This is a genomic window from Microvirga sp. M2 (genome assembly GCF_047497095.1).
In the GTDB taxonomy this organism is placed as follows: domain Bacteria; phylum Pseudomonadota; class Alphaproteobacteria; order Rhizobiales; family Beijerinckiaceae; genus Microvirga.
Genome location: NZ_CP134063.1, coordinates 3,766,400 through 3,782,884, shown reverse-complemented (window position 1 = coordinate 3,782,884; position 16,485 = coordinate 3,766,400). Strand labels below are relative to the sequence as shown.

Here is a 16,485-nt window from a genome sequence, read left to right as displayed (position 1 = left end):
TGGAGGCGAAACCGGGATCTAGACGCTTTAAGGTTAATGGAGGCGAAACGAAGGCTTCGGGCGAGACCTGCCCGCGAGGCCTGTTCGCGAGATCTGTTCGATTGACGGACTTCGGCAGTTATGTCAGCATTGCTGACGTAAATAATAAAACCAACAAGAACCGGGCGAACCGGCGTGCGGGGCAGGGGCTCCAAGGAGGGACGGCATGACCGAAGGTCATGTGGCGCTTCGTAGCGTTACGCTGGACGACAAGTACGATCTCACCAAGGATCACGTGTTCATCACCGGCACGCAGGCCGTCATCCGCATGCTGCTGATGCAGCGCGAGCGGGACAGGCTCGCGGGCCTCGACACGGCGGGCTTCGTCTCGGGCTATCGCGGCTCGCCCATCGGCGGCCTGGACCAGAACCTCTGGCGGGCCAGGAAATGGCTCGAGGCCTCCAACATCGTCTTTCAGCCCGGCCTCAACGAGGAGCTCGCGGCCACCGCCATCTGGGGCTCCCAGCAGGCCGAGATCCGGGGCGACGGCAAATACGACGGCGTCTTCGGCCTTTGGTACGGCAAGGGCCCGGGCGTCGACCGCTCCGGCGACGTGTTCCGCCACGCCAACATGGCGGGCTCCTCCAGACACGGCGGTGTCCTCGCCCTGATGGGCGACGACCACACGGCGGAATCCTCCACCGTCGCGCACCAATCCGAATTCCATTTCGTCGACGTGATGGTCCCGATCCTGAACCCGGCAGGGGTTCAGGAGATTCTCGATTACGGCCTCTACGGCTACGCCATGAGCCGCTTCTGCGGCGCCTGGGTGGCCTTCAAATGCGTGAAGGACAACATCGAGTCGACGGCCTCCGTGGACGGCTCGCTCGACCGCGTGAAGATCGTCCTGCCCGACGATTTCACCATGCCGCCCGGCGGGCTCAACATCCGCACGCGGGACGGTGTGCTCGACCAGGAGGCGCGCCTCCAGGATTTCAAGCGCGATGCCATGCTGGCCTTCGTGCGCGCCAACAACCTCAACCGCATCGTTCTCTCCGGCGGCCGGCAGCCGAAGATCGGCGTGATCACCGTCGGCAAGTCCTATCTCGACGTGCGCCAGGCCCTGGACGAGCTCGGCCTCGACGAGGTGAAGGCGAACGACATGGGGCTTCGCCTCTACAAGGTGGCCTGCCCCTGGCCGCTCTCTCAAGCCGAGCTCCTGGAATTCGCACGGGGCCTCGACAAGGTCATCGTGGTCGAGGAGAAGCGCTCGCTCATCGAGGTGCAGCTGCGCGAGGAACTCTACGGCACCGCCAACCAGCCGCTCTGCATCGGCAAGAAGGATGAGGCCGGCAACTGGCTCTTCCCCGTCAAGGGCGCGCTCGATCCGCACGACATCGCCATCGTCATCGGCGAGCGGCTGCTCGCCTATCACAACAACGACGATCTGCGCGGCCGCGTGGCGCGGCTCCGCCATGCGCAGGAGGTGTTGAACATCACGAGCGACGTGGCGACCCGCGTGCCGCATTTCTGCTCCGGCTGCCCGCACAACACCTCGACCAAAGTCCCCGAGGGCATGCGCGCCTATGCGGGCATCGGCTGCCACTACATGGTGCAGTGGATGGACCGTTCGACCGACGGCTTCACCCAGATGGGCGGCGAGGGCGCGAACTGGATCGGCGAGGCGCCGTTCTCCAACCGCGGACACGTGTTCCAGAACCTCGGCGACGGCACCTACAACCATTCCGGCATTCTCGCCCTGCGCTGGTCGATCCATACCGGGACCACCGTCACCTACAAGATCCTCTTCAACGACGCCGTCGCGATGACCGGCGGCCAGAAGCACGAGGGCGGGCTCACCGTCGACATGATCGCCCGTCAGGTGCGGGAAGAGGGCGTGGAGCGCATCGCCCTCGTCACCGACGAGCCGGACAAGTACCCGAAATCGATCCGCTGGCCCGACCGGATGACGATCCATCATCGCGACGATCTCGATACCGTACAGCGCGAGCTGGCGCGGATTTCCGGCGTCAGCGTGATGATCTACGATCAGACCTGCGCGTCCGAGAAGCGGCGGCGCCGCAAGCGCGGCGAGTTTCCGGATCCGGACAAGCGCGTGATCATCAACGACCTCGTCTGCGAGGCCTGCGGCGATTGCTCCGTGCAGTCGAACTGCGTCGCCGTGCAGCCCCTCGAGACCGAGTTCGGCCGCAAGCGCCAGATCGATCAGTCGAACTGCAACAAGGATTTTTCCTGCGTGAAGGGCTTCTGCCCGTCCTTCGTGACGGTGCACGGCGCCAAGGTGAAGAAGGCCGTGCCGGAGACCGTCGCCACGGAGGGGCGGACTTTCAGTCCGCTGCCGGAACCGGCGCTTCCCGCCATCGACCGCACCTTCAACGTGATCGTGACGGGCGTGGGCGGGACAGGCGTCGTCACCATCGGGGCGATCCTCGGCATGGCGGCGCATCTCGAAGGCAAGGGGCTCGGCATGATCGACATGGCGGGCCTCGCGCAGAAGGGCGGCGCGGTCTACAGCCACGTGCGCCTCGCCAACCGCCAGGACGACATCCATGCGATCCGGGTGAGCGCGGAATCGGCCGATCTCGTCCTCGGCTGCGATCTCGTGGTGACGGGGACGAAGAAGGTGCTCGCTTCCGTGAAGCAGGGACGGACCGCGCTCGTGGTGAACACCGCCGAGGTGATGCCGGGCGAGTTCACGCGCAATGCCGACTTTTCCCTCCCGACGGAGCGCCTGAAGCGCGCGATCGAGGGGGCCGCGGGCGACGACGGCGTCGCCTTCGTGGACGCGACGGCGATCGCCACCGCGCTTCTGGGGAATTCGATCGCGGCCAACATGTTCATGCTGGGTTACGCCTATCAGGCCGGGCGGGTGCCGATCCATGCCGAGGCGATCGAGAAGGCGATCGAACTCAACGGCGAAGCGGTGAAGATGAATCTTGCCGCCTTCACCTGGGGCCGCCGCGCTGCCGCGGAGCCGGAGCTCATCGCGACCATGATGAGCGAGCTGAAGGCCCCGGGCGACGAGCGGACGATCTCCGGCACGCTCGACGAGGTGATCGATCGGCGCGCCGCATTCCTGACCGCGTATCAGAGCAAACGTTACGCCGGACGCTATCGCATGCAGGTCGAGCGCGTGCGCGAGGCTGAAGCCAGGGCAGTGCCGGGTTCGACCGCGCTCACCGACACGGTGGCGCGCTCGCTCTTCAAGCTCATGGCCTACAAGGACGAATACGAGGTGGCCCGCCTCTACACGGACGGACATTTCGAGCGGCAGGTGGCCTCCACCTTCGAGGGCGAGAACCTGGTTTACGAATTCCACATGGCCCCGCCGTTCCTCGCCCGGAGAGATCCCGCTACCGGCGTTCCGAAGAAGATGAGCTTCGGCCCCTGGATGATGAAGGCCATGCGCGTTCTGGCGAGGTTCAAGCACGTTCGCGGCACGCCGCTCGACCCGTTCGGCTACACGCACGAGCGACGCACCGAGCGCGAGCTGATGCGCGAATTCATCGGGCGGATCGACGAGATCGCGGCAAGGCTCGACGCGGAGAACCACGCCGTCGCGGTCGGGCTTGCCGCCGTTCCGCAGAAGATCCGCGGCTTCGGTCACGTCAAGGAGCGGAATCTCAAAACCGCCAGGGCCGAAGAAGCCGACCTCCTGGCGAAGTTCCGCGCCGAGCCGCGACAGCCCATGCCGGTCGCGGCGGAATGAGGCCCGGGCAAGCCTTATCCCGGGGCCGCGTAGCGGAGCCCGGGATCCATAACCTCTGATCGTGCGGGAGGGTGGGAGAGGCGGTTGCGCCTCTCCTCGTCATGTCGGCGTTTACGGATCCTCGCCTTTTCCGGGACGACGGCTTCCCGGTCAGCCCTGGCTGACGTCCACGAAGCTCCGCGCGACCTTCGGGACGTTTTCCTCGTTGAGGCCCGCCACGCACATGCGGCCCGATCCGACGAGATAGACGCCGTCCTTCTCGCGCATGGCGCGGACCTGCTGCTCGCTCAGGCCGGTGAAGCTGAACATGCCCCGCTGGTTCAGCAGGAAACTCACGTCCACCTCGTTCGACAGCGCGCGGATCTGCCCGGCGAGGAGCTTGCGCATGGAATCCATGCGGGTGCGCATCTCGTCGACTTCGCCGATCCATTGCGCGCGCAGCTCGTCGTTGCCGAGCACGGTGGCCACGAGAAGGCCGCCCGTCATCGGCGGGCTCGAATAGCTGCGGCGCACCGCGAGTTTGAGCTGCCCCAGGACGCGCTCGGCCTCGTCCGCATCGCGGCAGACGATGCTCAGGCCGCCGCAGCGCTCCCCATAGAGCGAGAAGTTCTTCGAGAAGGAATTGGCCACGAGGCAGCTCGCGCGCGCGGCATAGCGGCGCACGAAGGCGGCATCCGCCTCGACGCTGGTGCCGAAGCCCTGATAGGCCATGTCGAACACCGCGATATGCCCCTTGGCGACGAGGACCTCGGTCACGGCGGCCTGCTGCTCTTCGCTCAGGTCGACGCCGGTCGGGTTGTGGCAGACGGGCTGGAGCACCACGATGGAGCCCGAATCGGCGGCTTCCAGCGCCTTGATCATGCCGTCGAAATCGACGGACCGGCGGGCGCGATCCCAATAGGGATAGGTCGTGGTCTTGAAGCCGGCCCGCTGGAACAGGCCGTGATGGTTCTCCCAGGTCGGATCGCTGACGAGAACGGTGCGGCCCGGCGTATGCTTCGCGAGGAAGTCGGCCGCGATGCCGACCGCACCGGTGCCGCCGATGGTCTGGATCGTCGCGACGCGCTTATCCTTGAGCGCCGGATGGGCGGCGCCGAAGACCAGCTTCTGCACGCCGTCGCGGTAGCCGGGATGGCCGTCCATGGGAAGATAGGGACGCTCGGCGAAGCCGATGCGCTCATAGGCCGACCTGACGGAGCCGAGGACGGGAATGCGGCCCTTCTCGTCCGTATAGACACCGATGCTGAGATTGACCTTCTCGTTGCGGGGATCAGCCTTGAAGCTGTCGTTGAGGGACAGGATCGGATCGCCCGCAAAGGGCTCGACATGTCCAAACAGGGATTGCGTCATGCTGATCTCCAGATATCGCGGTCGCTTTGCGGAGAGACCTACTCCCCGGCACGGCCCTCGACAAGGTTCTTCCAAGGGCCTTCATCGACGCTCAGGGGTCGAGCCGCCAGTCGATGGGCTTGAGGCCCTTCTCGGCCAGCCAGGCATTGGCCCGGCTGAAGGGGCGCGTGCCTTTGAAGTCGTTGAGGCGGTTGAGGGGTGAGGGGTGACCCGCCTCGATCACGAGATGCCGGGCGCGGTCGACGAGGGCCGCCCGCTTGCGGGCCGGCCCGCCCCAGAGCAGGAAGACGACGGCGGGCTGCTGCGCCGAGATGGCCGCGATGGCCTGATCGACCAGGTCCGACCATCCGAACTTCACGTGCGCCCCGGATTTCCCGGCCTCCACCGTGAGCGCCGTGTTGATGAGCAGAACGCCCTGCCTCGCCCATTTCGTCAGGTCGCCGGATTTCGGCGCGGGCACGTCGAGATCCGCGGCCATCTCGGCGAGGATCGTGCGCAGGGATGCGGGCAGGCGCCGCGCCCCGCGATAGGAGAAGGCGAGGCCATGGGAATCGCCCGGGGTGGGATAGGGGTCCTGGCCGAGGATCACGACCTTGACTGTGTCGAGCGGGGTCAGCGTCAGGCTCGTGAAGACCGCCTCGGGCGGGGGAAGCACCTGGCCTCCATCGGCGATCACCGCATCCACCTTCGCGGCCACCCGGTCGGCGGCGCCCTCCCGGAAGAAGGGGAGTGCAAGCCAGGATGCGACCTGCTTGTTTCGGCGGAATTCCGCAAGGGCATTGCTGATGGGACCGGTCATGGAAAGCCTTGCCTGGAGGGACGGGGAGCGATCTCGCTCCATCGGGCAGGATCTCTAGCGCATCGTGCGGAAAAGTGGACCCGGTTTTCACGAACGCGGCCCTTCGGGTCCGCAATGAACGATGCTCTCGCCGACCCTGCCGAAAATGGCAGCACCTCGTGCCGGCCTCCCAAGCGTGGGGACATCGACAGAGTGTTACTTCTGTGACACGTTTCCTGTCTAGGCTCCCGGCCGCTTGCCACGGGCGCCGCCCGACATGAGGACCTATGATGATGTTGACGAGCCGACCCTCCGCGGCCCTGCGCGCCGGTTTCCTTGGATTGTCCCTGCTGCTCTCCGGTACCGCCCTGGCGCAGGAAGCCGTGACCCTCCGTTTCGTCCAGACCAACGACATCGACCGCATGAGCGCGGAGAAGGGACGCGGCGGCTTTGCCAAGCTGGCGACGGTGATCAAGGAGGAGAAGGCGAAGGGCAACGCCTTCTTCATCCACGCGGGCGACACCCTTTCGCCGTCGCTTCTGTCGGGCTTCGACAAGGGGGCGCACATCATCGACATCCTCAACCACATGGGCGTGGACGCGATGGTGCCGGGCAATCATGAATTCGACCTCGGCCCCGACGCCTTCCGGGCCCGCATGGCGGAGGCCAAGTTCGACGTGCTCGCGACGAACATCATCGACGGCAATGGCCTGCCGGCCAACACCAAGCCCGACAAGATGGTCGATGTCCAGGGGGTCAAGGTCGGCTTCTTCGGCCTCACCACCGAGGAGACGCCCATCGCCTCGAGCCCCGGCGACATCAAGTTCGCGTCCACCATCGACACGGCGCGCGCCAAGGCCAAGGAGCTGCGCGAGAAAGGGGCCGACATCGTCGTCGCCGTCGCCCACACGCCTCTGGAAGTGGACATGATCGTCGCCCGTTCCGCCGGCGTCGACGTGATCATCAGCGGCCACGACGAGCATCTTCTGGCTTTCTATGACGGCAAGGTGGTTCTCTCGGAATCGGAATCGCAGGGCAATTACATCAACGTCATCGAGCTCGCCGTCACCAAGGCGACGAAGGACGGCAAGACCAGCGTCACCTGGACGCCCAAATTCCGCATCGTCGACAGCGCCGACGTGAAGCCCGATCCGGAGGTCGAGGCGGTGGTGAAGGGCTACGAGGACAAGCTCTCCAAGGAGCTGGACGTGGAGGTCGGCGTGACCGAGACGCCTCTCGACAGCCGCCGCGCCACGGTCCGCGGCGGCGAGGCGGCCATGGGCAACCTGATCGCCGATGCGCTCAGGGCGTCCGTCGGGGCCGATGTCGCCATCACCAACGGCGGCGGCATCCGCGCGGACAAGCAATATGCGGCAGGCCAGAAGCTGACCCGGCGCGACATCCTGGCCGAGATGCCCTTCGGCAATACCACCGTGCTGATCGAGGTGAAGGGCGAACAGATCAAGGCGGCGCTGGAGAACGGCGTTAGCCAGGTGCGCGAGCTCGGAGGCCGTTTCCCACAGGTTTCCGGCATCGTGGCCGAGGTCGATCTGAAGGAACCGGTCGGCAGCCGCGTGAAGTCGGTGAAGATCAACGGCGAACCGCTCGATCCTGCCAGGACCTACAAGCTCGCCACCAACGACTTCATGGCCCGCGGCGGCGACGGCTACCGGACGTTCATCGACGCCAAGTCGCTGATCGACGTTTCGGCCAGCCAGCTCATGGCGAGCCAGGTGATCGATTATGTGGCCAAGGCCGGGAAGGTCGCTCCCAAGGTCGAGGGCCGCGTCGTCCTGCGCTGATTCTTCCTCGCCGACATCGCGCCGGGGCCCGGTCGGAGCCCCGGCGTTTCTTTTTCAAGGGGGAGAGGTCTATAATTTATCTCTCCATCTCTCGCCGATGCTGTGCCATGTTGGCCCGCCTGACGCGAATCGCAGCACTAACACGACCTGTTTCATTGCAGTTTCCACCGCGCCCAGAGCATCCAAGCCTATCGGTCAAGCGCCGCCGCCAGCGGCTGGCACGGGGACGCTTGACCTTGGTCATGGGCTTCTTCGGGGTTGCCTTCATCCTCCTCACCTTCGGCTACATCGCCTGGGAGCAGCGTAACCGGCTGATCCAGCGCAACGAGGAGGACATCACCAGCAACGCCTATTTTCTGGCGGATCATACGGCCCGTCTTCTCGAAGTCACCGATCTGACCCTCAGGCAGCTGGCGGCGCAGTTCGGAGGAGCCGATTGGGATCGGGTCGCGAATTCCCGAGCCGATTGGCAGCATCTCAGGGCCGTCAAGGAATCGCTTCCATACTTCGACAATCTCTGGCTCAACGATGCCACCGGACGCCTGCGGCTCACGACAGCCGAGTTTCCGGCGCCGTCCTCCGACGCGTCGAACCGGGATGCGTTTCGGGCTCACGTCCAGGCGGACCAGGGGCTTTACGTCGGCGAGCCGATCATCGGGAAGGTCACGCAGCAGCCGACCTTCATGATCAGCCGTCGCCTCAGCGGCCCGGATGATTCATTCCGCGGCATCGTCTCGGCCACCGTGGCCTTGTCCTATTTCGAGACGTACTGGGGCAAGCTCCGCCTGCCGAAGGGCAATCGCGTGACTTTGTTGCGCGAGACGGACGGCCAGATCATCGCCCAGCTGCCGTTGCCCGCCGACGGTCTGTCCTTCGCGCCCATCGACAAGGCCGCTCTCGACCGCGCGGTCGAGCGTAACCGCAGCTCCGGAATCTATGCCTTTCGCAGCGGCGGCGAGGAGCGGACGGGAGGTTATCGCCGTATCGGGGAGCTGCCGCTCTACATCAATGTCAGCATTCCCAACGATGCCTATTGGGGGCCGTGGACCGTCCAGATGAAGCTCTACGGCGCCTTCGCGCTGATCGCGCTTCTGGCGCTGGCCGCCCTCACGTCCCTCGCATCCCAGCAGTTCCGGGAGCAGGCCGCCAACGAGGCGTTGCTGCAGAAAGAGGTCGCACTTCGCACGAGCGAGTTGCAGGCGGAGACGGCCGCGCTGGAAGTGCTGAACCGAACGGGCAGGGCGCTTGCGGCCGAGCTCGACGTGGATCGGCTGATCGAGAACGTGGTCGAGGCGGCGGTGCTTCTCACCGGAGCGCAGGCCGGCGCCTATTTCTCCAACGCGGACGATCTCTCCGGAGCCGATGCGCGCACGGAGGAATATGGGCTCTATACCTCGGGCGGCGCCCGTACGGCCTTTGCGACGCTGCCCAGCGACAAGATCTGCGAAACCGTCTTCGAGCAGGGCCGGGTCATCCGGTTCGACGACATCGCCGAGCATCCCGAGTTCGGGCCGTCTGACGAGGCGGCCGATGCGCAGGACGGCGCCAGAGTGCGCAGCGTCATGGCGGTCCCGGTCTCTTCGCGAAACGGACAGATCCAGGGATTGCTGCTGTTCGCGCATGAGCGTGCGGGAGCGTTCACCGAGCGCGCCGAGCGCCTCGTGACGGGGCTCGCCGCGCAAGCGGCCATCGCTCTCGAAAACGGCCGCCTCTACAGCGAGGCGCAGCACGAGATCGAGGAGCGCAGGCAGGCGCAGAACCAGCAATCCTTCCTGATCCGCGAGCTGCACCACCGGGTCAAGAACACGCTCGCCACCGTGCAGGCCGTCGTGGGTGCGACGGCGCGCTCGACATCGAGCATCGACGATTTCTACAAGGCCTTCGTGGGACGCATCGTCTCGCTCGCCAATACGCATTCCCTGCTGACCGAGGCCCTGTGGCAGACCGCGCCGCTGCGCGAAATCCTCGAGAAGGAACTCAAACCCTACAATGATTCGAGGGGGGAGCGGATCGTCCTCGAAGGGCCGGCCGTCGAGCTGCCGTCCGAGATCGCGGTTCCCATCGGCATGGCCGTCCACGAGCTGACGACGAATGCCGCGAAATACGGCGCTCTCTCGGTCCGCAACGGCAAAGTCGCGGTCTCCTGGGACGTGCATGGAGAGGGCGAGGAGAAGCGGCTCGCCATGACCTGGCAGGAGCGCGGCGGCCCTTACGTCTCTCAGCCTGGGCGCCAGGGCTTCGGCTCGCGCCTGCTGCACCGCGTTCTGACGACCCAGCTCAACGCCCAGGTCGATGTCGAGTATCATCCGACCGGGCTGCGCGTTGCCATTGATGCGCCGCTCAAGGCCACGGCCAATCTGAGCCCGCCGATCTCGGCCAAGACCTGAATCACATCAAGACCTGAATCACATCAAGACCTGATCCCCCTTCAAGGCTCGACCCACGTCAACGTGAAACAGAACGCATTGGCGTAACGGGGAAAAAGCCACTATCTAGGGCCCATTCGGAGCGCGGTCCTCCCCGGACCCTGTTGCCAAAGGGCTTTGATCGATGAACGAACGTGTCAGCATGACCGAAACCGGCCCGGGCGCGTGCCCTGTGGACCATCCGCCCGTGAAGGCAGGGCGGATCGGCGTGCTTCTGATGAATCTCGGAACGCCGGAAGGCACCACCTACTGGCCCATGCGGCGCTACCTGAAGGAATTCCTGTCCGACCGCCGGGTGATCGAGACGCCGCGGCTGCTCTGGTGGCCGATCCTCAATCTGATCATTCTCACCAAGCGCCCGGCCCCCAAGGGCCGCGATTACGCCTCCATCTGGAACAACGAACTGGACGAGGGCCCGCTCAAGACGATCACGCGCAATCAGGCCGAGAAGGTGACGGAGCATCTGAAGAGCATCGCAGGAGACAGGGTCACCGTCGACTGGGCGATGCGGTACGGCAAGCCCGAAGTGCGCGAGCGCATCCAGGCGCTGCTCGACCAGGGATGCGACCGCATCCTGCTCGTTCCGCTCTATCCGCAATATGCCGCGGCGACGTCCGCAACGGCCTGCGATCACGCCTTCCGGGCCCTGATGGACATGCGCTGGCAACCGACGGTCCGCGTTTCGCCGCCCTATCACGACGATCCGGTCTATATCGAATCCGTCATCGCTTCCATGAAGCAGGAACTCGCCAAGCTCACCTTCGAGCCGGAGGTGATCCTCGTGTCGTTCCATGGAGTGCCGAAGGAGTACCTGCTCAAGGGCGATCCCTATCATTGCCAGTGCGTGAAGACCTGGCGGCTGATGCGCGAGGCCTTCGGGTGGCCGGCGGACAGGTTCCGGATGAGCTTCCAGTCCCGGTTCGGAAAGGCGGAATGGCTTCAGCCTTACACGGACAAGACCGTGGAGGCGCTGGCGAAGAGCGGCGTCAAGCGCATGGCCATCGTGGCGCCCGGCTTCTCCGCCGACTGCCTCGAAACGCTGGAGGAACTCGACGGGGAGAACCGCGAGATCTTCATGCACAACGGCGGTGAGGAGTTCGCCTATCTGCCCTGTCTCAACGATGGCCCTGAAGGCATGCGCGTGATCAACCACATCGTGGAGCGCGAACTGCAGGGGTGGATCTGAAGGGGTGGATCTGATCAATCGGCGAAGCCGACGCGAATGCGCCGGTTCTGCCTGCCTTTGTTGTCGACCTTGAGGATGCGGACGGGACGGGCCTGCCCCGTCGATGCCAGGTGCGTTCCGCCGCAGGCCTGACGGTCGAGGCCCGCGATCTCGACGATGCGCACCGATCCGTCCTCCTGCGGCGGAGGCGAGACGGATTTGCTGCGAAAAAGGCCGGGCTCGGCCTCGGCTGCGACCCAAGGCATAAAGAAGGAGCGGATGGCGAGGTCCTGGCGGATCACGTCGTTGATGGGGCCGTCCAGCGCCCGCAGCCTGTCGGGATCGGCTCCCGGCACGTCGAAATCCACCCGGAAGGTTCCGTCCGCGGAGAGTTGCGCGCCCGTCAGCAGCGCACCGCCGAAATCCCTGTAGACGAGACTGTTGAGGACATGCGCCAGGGTGTGCAGCTCGCACATGAGCCGGCGGAAGCGCGGCTCGACCTGGATCCGCACGGAGCCGTCGATCGTCACGGGCGCCGTAAGGATATGCCAGAAGCCCCTGGCATCGGGTTCGAGGCGTTCGACCGGGCTCTCGCCGCCGGACCATCGGATCGATCCCCTGTCGGCGATCTGTCCGCCTCCACCCGGAAAGAAGGGCGATTGCGCCAGCAGGACCGCGCCGGGCCGCGTGTCGAGCACGGGAGCGTCGAGTTCGAGCCGATCCGGGTGATCCTGGCAGAAATAGCGCGGCATGGCGGGCCTCGGACAATGAGGAGCAAGAATAGCAGCTCGGCACGAAGCCTCCAGTGCGTCGTGCGGGGAGAGGCCCGAGTTTTCACGACGCTCTAGGAACTTCTGCTTCCATCGGATAGCCTGCCCGTGCTGCAACGGCGTTGCTTTGGGGGTTTCATGCTGCTCGGTGGTTTCGACATCTTCGTCATCGTTCTGGTGCTCGTCGTCGTGGTGACGATCGCCATGGGCGTGCGGACGGTACCCCAAGGGTATGCCTATACGGTGGAGCGGTTCGGACGCTACGCGCGCACGCTCACCCCGGGCCTTGCCCTGATCGTTCCCTATGTCGAGCAGGTGGGTAAGAAGGTGAACGTCATGGAGCGGGTGCTCGACGTTCCGAGCCAGGAGGCCTTCACGCGCGACAATGCGGGCGTCACCATCGATGCGGTGGCGTTCTTCCAGGTCCTCGATGCCGCGCGCGCCTCCTACGAGGTGGCCGATCTTCACCAGGCGCTCATGGTGCTGACCACGACCAACATCCGCACGGTCGTGGGCTCCATGGATCTCGATCAGCTTCTGTCTCACCGTGACGAAATCAACGAGCGGCTGCTGCGCGTCGTCGATGCGGCGGCGTCCCCCTGGGGCGCGAAGGTCACCCGCGTCGAGATCCGCGACATCGTCCCGCCCGCGGATGTCGCCGGGGCCATGACCCGGCAGATGAAGGCCGAGCGCGAGAAGCGCGCCGCCGTGCTCGAGGCGGAAGGCATGCGTCAGTCGGAAATTCTGAGGGCCGAGGGCGAAAAGCAGGCGCTGATCCTCTCGGCGGAAGGCCGCAAGGAGGCGGCGTTTCGCGACGCGGAGGCGCGCGAGCGCCTTGCCGAAGCCGAGGCCAAGGCGACCGGCATGGTCAGCGACGCGATCACGCGCGGCGATCTCGCGGCGGCCAATTTCATCGTGGCGGAAAAGTACATCGAGGCCATCCGCAGCATCGCCACGGCTCCCAACCAGAAGGTCGTGATCGTGCCTATCGAAGCGGCGGGCCTTGCCGGCACGCTCGGAGGCATCGCGGAGCTCACCCGATCCGTCTTCGGCGGCGACGGCGGTACGGCTGTCTCGAAGCCTGCCCGCAGTGTGCCTGCGGTGGCGAAGGGATCGGAGCGCTCATGATCCGGGACGCTGTCGTCGGTCTCGGCGCCTGGAGCTGGATCATCCTCGGCCTCGTGCTGATCGGCGTCGAATTGCTGGCGCCGGGCATCTTCTTTCTCTGGCTGGGGCTTGCCGCGCTCGCGACGGGCCTGCTCGATGCGGCGCTCGACCTCTCCTGGCAGGCGGCCGCCCTCGTCTTTGCCCTGCTCGCCGTGGTGGCGGTGATCACGGGGCGGTTCGTGACACGCCCGAAAGCGCTGCCCGAGCAGGGCGAGCCTTACCTCAATCAGCGCGGCCAGGCCCTCGTGGGGCGCGTGTTCACGCTCGAAACGCCGATCAAGGACGGGGAAGGGCGCATCCGCGTCGATGACAGCTCGTGGCGCGTCACGGGCGCCGACCGTCTGAAGGGCGCAAGGGTCCGCGTCGTGCGCGTTGAGGGCTCGACGCTCGTCGTGGACGATCCGTAATCATGGGAGCCGAACACACATGACCCTGACGTTGTATGCGCATCCGTTCTCGTCCTATTGCCAGAAGGTCCTGACGGCGCTCTACGAGAACGGCCTTTCCTTCGAATACCGCATGCTCGACAACGAGGCGGCGCATGCGGAACTGGCGTCTCTTTGGCCGATCAGGCGGTTTCCGGTTCTCGTCGATGGTGAGCGCACCGTGGTCGAGGCGACCATCATCATCGAGCATCTCGGCCTTTTCCACCCCGGACCCGTGGCGCTCGTTCCCGCGGATCCGCGCATGGCCCTCGACGTGCGGACGATGGACCGCTTCTTCGATCATTACGTCATGACGCCCATGCAGAAGATCGTGGTGGATCGTCTGCGCCCGGAGACGGACCGCGATCCCTATGGCGTCGCCGAGGCGAGGCGAATGCTCGATACGGCGTATGCCTGGCTCGATCGCGCGATGGCCGGGCGCGACTGGGCGGCCGGGCAGGCCTTCAGCATGGCTGATTGCGCTGCCGCTCCGTCCTTGTTCTATGCCGATTGGGCGCACCCGATTGGTGAGGAATATGCCCAGGTCCGCGCCTGCCGCGAACGCCTTCTTGCGCGGCCGTCCTTCGCCCGGGCCGTGGACGAGGCGAGGCCCTACCGTCCGTTCTTTCCGCTCGGAGCCCCGGATCGCGACTGACGGAAGGAGAGGCCCGAGCCTCGGACGCAAAAGTGGGAACCGGTTTTTCGTGAAAAGATGCTCAAGCGAGGAGAGCATCGGATGCGGGAAGTGGGCACCGGTTTTGCGGGGAAAGGTGCTCAAGATCACAATGTTAAAGCGTCGGATGCGGATTCGATGTCACGCCCGATGCCGTCAGGCGGCGCCTGCCCGCAGCAGATCGAGATAGTGCACGAGGCCGACGGGCCTGTCGTCCTCGACCACGATCAGCGCGGTGATGCGCGCGGTTTCCTCGATCTCGAGAGCGGTGGCCACCAGGGCATCCGGCGCGATGGTGCGCGGCGTGCGGGTCATGATGGCGGTCACCGGAAGGCTGCCGAGATCGGGGCGGAGGTTGCGGCGCAGATCGCCGTCCGTGACGATGCCGGCGAGCGTGCCGTCCCCATTCACCACGATGACCGAGCCGAAGCCCTTGCGGCCGATCTCCTCGATGGCCTGATCCATGCGGGCGTCGAGGCCGATGACCGGCAGGCGCTCGTCCTTGTGCATGATGTCGCGCACGAGCTTCAGGCGCGCGCCGAGCTTGCCGCCCGGATGGAACACGCGGAAATTCTCGGCCGTGAAGCCGCGTCTCTCGAGCAGCGCGATGGCGAGCGCGTCGCCGAGGGCGAGCTGAATGGTGGTGGAGGTGGTGGGCGCCAGCCCGTTGGGGCAGGCCTCCTTGGCCTTCGGGAGAGTCAGGCAGATATCGGCGGCCTGGCCCAGGGTCGAGTCCGCACTCGACGTGAAGGCGATCAAGGGCACCCGGAAGCGCTTGGCATAGCCGATGACGTCGGCGAGTTCCGCCGTTTCTCCCGACCAGGACAGGGCGAGGATCACGTCGTCGGCCTGCACCATGCCGAGGTCGCCGTGGCTCGCTTCCGCCGGATGGACGTAATAGGCGGGAGTGCCGGTGGACGCGAAGGTGGCGGCGATCTTGCGGCCCACATGGCCGGATTTGCCCATGCCGGTCACGATCACGCGCCCCTTGGCGGAGGCGATCGTCTCGACGGCGGCGGTGAAGAGAGGGCCGAGCCCGTTGCCGACGGCCTCCATCAGCACGGTCAGGCCCTCGCGCTCGGTGTCGAGGGTGCGAAGGGCCGAAGCGACCGCCTGGTCGGGCGAAGGGGATTGGGTCTGTGCAAGTGCCATGGCCGCCCTCTAGCATAGGAGGGCGGCCATAGGTAACCCTGAAACCTGATTACTTTTGGCGCAGGAAGGCTTCGAGCTCCTGCCGGAAGGCGGGTCCGAGGTCCTCGCGCTCGAGGGCATAGGCCACGTTGGCCATGAGGAAGCCGACCTTGGAGCCCGTGTCGTAGGTCGTGCCTTCGTACTTCATGCCGAAGAACTTCTGGTCCTTCATCAGGCGGATCATGGAATCGGTGAGCTGGATCTCGTTGCCGGCGCCGCGCTCCTGGTTCGACAAAAGGTCGAAGATCTCGGGCTGCAGGATGTAGCGGCCGGAGATGATGTAGTTGGACGGCGCGGTTCCCTTCGGCGGCTTCTCCACCATGCCGGTGATCTCGAAGGTCCGGCCGAATTCCTGGCCCACCGAGACGATGCCGTATTGATGGGTCTGATCCTCGGGCACCTCCTCCACGGCGATGATGTTGCCGCCGTGCTTCTCATAGGCGGCCAGCATCTGCTCCATGGAGCCGCGGCTGAGCATGTCGGGAAGAAGGACCGCGAAGGGCTCGTCGCCCACGAGCTCGCGGGCGCACCAGACCGCATGGCCGAGCCCCAAGGGCTCCTGCTGACGCGTGAAGCTCGTCTGGCCGGCCTTCGGCTGGTCCTTGGCCAGGAGCTCCAGCTCCTTCGTCTTGCCGCGGGCCTCGAGGGTCCTGTTCAGCTCGTAGGCGATGTCGAAATGGTCCTCGATCACGGCCTTGCCGCGTCCGGTGACGAAGATGAAATGCTCGATTCCTGCGGCCCGGGCCTCATCCACCACATGCTGCACCACGGGCCGGTCCACCACGCACAGCATCTCCTTCGGCACGGCCTTGGTGGCCGGAAGGAAACGGGTGCCGAGACCGGCGACAGGAAGGACTGCTTTGCGAATGCGCTTCATCGATCAAGCCATGTTTGGGCAGGGAAGGGGGACAATCTAAGGCAAGACAAGGAAAAGGAAACCGTCAACAGTCAAGCTTAGGCTTCAGTAGCGCCGGATGTGCCGCCTCGTTGCACCGGCGCGGGATCTTCTTTGAGGCTCCGGACCTGAAT

12 protein-coding genes are annotated in these 16,485 nt (G+C 65.5%); 7 read left to right on the top strand and 5 right to left on the bottom strand.

Annotated elements, in window-relative coordinates; translation table 11 throughout:
- Positions 1 to 205: 205 nt before the first annotated feature.
- Positions 206 to 3,709: an indolepyruvate ferredoxin oxidoreductase family protein gene (locus tag RE429_RS17945; RefSeq protein ID WP_414472044.1), complete on the top strand. Its 3,504-nt coding sequence runs from the start codon at positions 206 to 208 to the stop codon at positions 3,707 to 3,709.
- Positions 3,710 to 3,859: 150 nt separating this feature from the next.
- On the opposite strand, the gene RE429_RS17940 is transcribed toward RE429_RS17945, so the two are convergent.
- Both RE429_RS17940 and ung read right to left on the bottom strand, forming a co-directional pair.
- Entirely contained in the window at positions 3,860 to 5,059 is a 1,200-nt protein-coding gene (locus RE429_RS17940; protein WP_414472043.1) for an aromatic amino acid transaminase, read from the bottom strand.
- Between the two features lie 91 nt (positions 5,060 to 5,150).
- Positions 5,151 to 5,858 (bottom strand): uracil-DNA glycosylase, encoded by a 708-nt coding sequence (ung, locus tag RE429_RS17935; protein WP_414472042.1) that lies wholly within the window; start codon positions 5,856 to 5,858, stop codon positions 5,151 to 5,153.
- A gap of 266 nt (positions 5,859 to 6,124) precedes the next feature.
- Here ung and RE429_RS17930 point away from each other — a divergent pair, with 266 nt between their 5' ends.
- From RE429_RS17930 to hemH, 3 genes are all read left to right on the top strand, one after another.
- Complete coding sequence (locus RE429_RS17930) at positions 6,125 to 7,639, top strand: bifunctional metallophosphatase/5'-nucleotidase (protein WP_414472041.1); 1,515 nt, start codon at positions 6,125 to 6,127, stop codon at positions 7,637 to 7,639.
- A gap of 230 nt (positions 7,640 to 7,869) precedes the next feature.
- The gene (locus RE429_RS17925; protein WP_414472040.1) at positions 7,870 to 10,026 is read left to right on the top strand and encodes an HWE histidine kinase domain-containing protein; all 2,157 of its coding nucleotides are present in this window, start codon (positions 7,870 to 7,872) and stop codon (positions 10,024 to 10,026) included.
- Between the two features lie 163 nt (positions 10,027 to 10,189).
- Positions 10,190 to 11,251: a ferrochelatase gene (gene hemH / locus RE429_RS17920; protein WP_414472039.1), complete on the top strand. Its 1,062-nt coding sequence runs from the start codon at positions 10,190 to 10,192 to the stop codon at positions 11,249 to 11,251.
- A 14-nt stretch (positions 11,252 to 11,265) separates the two neighbouring features.
- On the opposite strand, the gene RE429_RS17915 is transcribed toward hemH, so the two are convergent.
- Entirely contained in the window at positions 11,266 to 11,982 is a 717-nt protein-coding gene (locus RE429_RS17915) for an alanyl-tRNA editing protein (protein ID WP_414472038.1), read from the bottom strand.
- A 156-nt stretch (positions 11,983 to 12,138) separates the two neighbouring features.
- Here RE429_RS17915 and RE429_RS17910 point away from each other — a divergent pair, with 156 nt between their 5' ends.
- Genes RE429_RS17910 through RE429_RS17900 form a run of 3 tightly spaced genes read left to right on the top strand, consistent with a single transcriptional unit; the run spans position 12,139 to position 14,247 of the window.
- Positions 12,139 to 13,128: an SPFH domain-containing protein gene (locus RE429_RS17910; RefSeq protein ID WP_414472037.1), complete on the top strand. Its 990-nt coding sequence runs from the start codon at positions 12,139 to 12,141 to the stop codon at positions 13,126 to 13,128.
- Positions 13,125 to 13,574 (top strand): NfeD family protein, encoded by a 450-nt coding sequence (locus RE429_RS17905; RefSeq protein ID WP_414472036.1) that lies wholly within the window; start codon positions 13,125 to 13,127, stop codon positions 13,572 to 13,574. The genes RE429_RS17910 and RE429_RS17905 overlap by 4 nt, the downstream gene beginning before the upstream one ends.
- 19 nt (positions 13,575 to 13,593) lie before the next feature.
- Positions 13,594 to 14,247 carry a glutathione S-transferase family protein gene (locus tag RE429_RS17900; RefSeq protein WP_414472035.1) on the top strand — a complete coding sequence of 218 codons (654 nt, stop codon included), beginning with the start codon at positions 13,594 to 13,596 and terminating at the stop codon, positions 14,245 to 14,247.
- A gap of 174 nt (positions 14,248 to 14,421) precedes the next feature.
- On the opposite strand, the gene RE429_RS17895 is transcribed toward RE429_RS17900, so the two are convergent.
- Positions 14,422 to 15,417: a KpsF/GutQ family sugar-phosphate isomerase gene (locus RE429_RS17895; RefSeq protein WP_414472034.1), complete on the bottom strand. Its 996-nt coding sequence runs from the start codon at positions 15,415 to 15,417 to the stop codon at positions 14,422 to 14,424.
- Between the two features lie 49 nt (positions 15,418 to 15,466).
- Positions 15,467 to 16,333 carry a UTP--glucose-1-phosphate uridylyltransferase gene (locus tag RE429_RS17890; protein WP_414472033.1) on the bottom strand — a complete coding sequence of 289 codons (867 nt, stop codon included), beginning with the start codon at positions 16,331 to 16,333 and terminating at the stop codon, positions 15,467 to 15,469.
- Between the last annotated feature and the right edge of the window lie 152 nt (positions 16,334 to 16,485).

What these genes read in the sequence shown, in the direction of transcription:
- hemH (WP_414472039.1), top strand. Translation starts at nt 10,190, where the DNA reads ATGAACGAACGTGTCAGCATGACCGAAACCGGCCCGGGCGCGTGCCCT.
- RE429_RS17905 (WP_414472036.1), top strand. Translation starts at nt 13,125, where the DNA reads ATGATCCGGGACGCTGTCGTCGGTCTCGGCGCCTGGAGCTGGATCATC.
- RE429_RS17910 (WP_414472037.1), top strand. Translation starts at nt 12,139, where the DNA reads ATGCTGCTCGGTGGTTTCGACATCTTCGTCATCGTTCTGGTGCTCGTC.
- RE429_RS17900 (WP_414472035.1), top strand. Translation starts at nt 13,594, where the DNA reads ATGACCCTGACGTTGTATGCGCATCCGTTCTCGTCCTATTGCCAGAAG.
- RE429_RS17930 (WP_414472041.1), top strand. Translation starts at nt 6,125, where the DNA reads ATGATGATGTTGACGAGCCGACCCTCCGCGGCCCTGCGCGCCGGTTTC.
- RE429_RS17915 (WP_414472038.1), bottom strand. Translation starts at nt 11,982, where the DNA reads ATGCCGCGCTATTTCTGCCAGGATCACCCGGATCGGCTCGAACTCGAC.
- RE429_RS17940 (WP_414472043.1), bottom strand. Translation starts at nt 5,059, where the DNA reads ATGACGCAATCCCTGTTTGGACATGTCGAGCCCTTTGCGGGCGATCCG.
- RE429_RS17945 (WP_414472044.1), top strand. Translation starts at nt 206, where the DNA reads ATGACCGAAGGTCATGTGGCGCTTCGTAGCGTTACGCTGGACGACAAG.
- ung (WP_414472042.1), bottom strand. Translation starts at nt 5,858, where the DNA reads ATGACCGGTCCCATCAGCAATGCCCTTGCGGAATTCCGCCGAAACAAG.
- RE429_RS17895 (WP_414472034.1), bottom strand. Translation starts at nt 15,417, where the DNA reads ATGGCACTTGCACAGACCCAATCCCCTTCGCCCGACCAGGCGGTCGCT.
- RE429_RS17890 (WP_414472033.1), bottom strand. Translation starts at nt 16,333, where the DNA reads ATGAAGCGCATTCGCAAAGCAGTCCTTCCTGTCGCCGGTCTCGGCACC.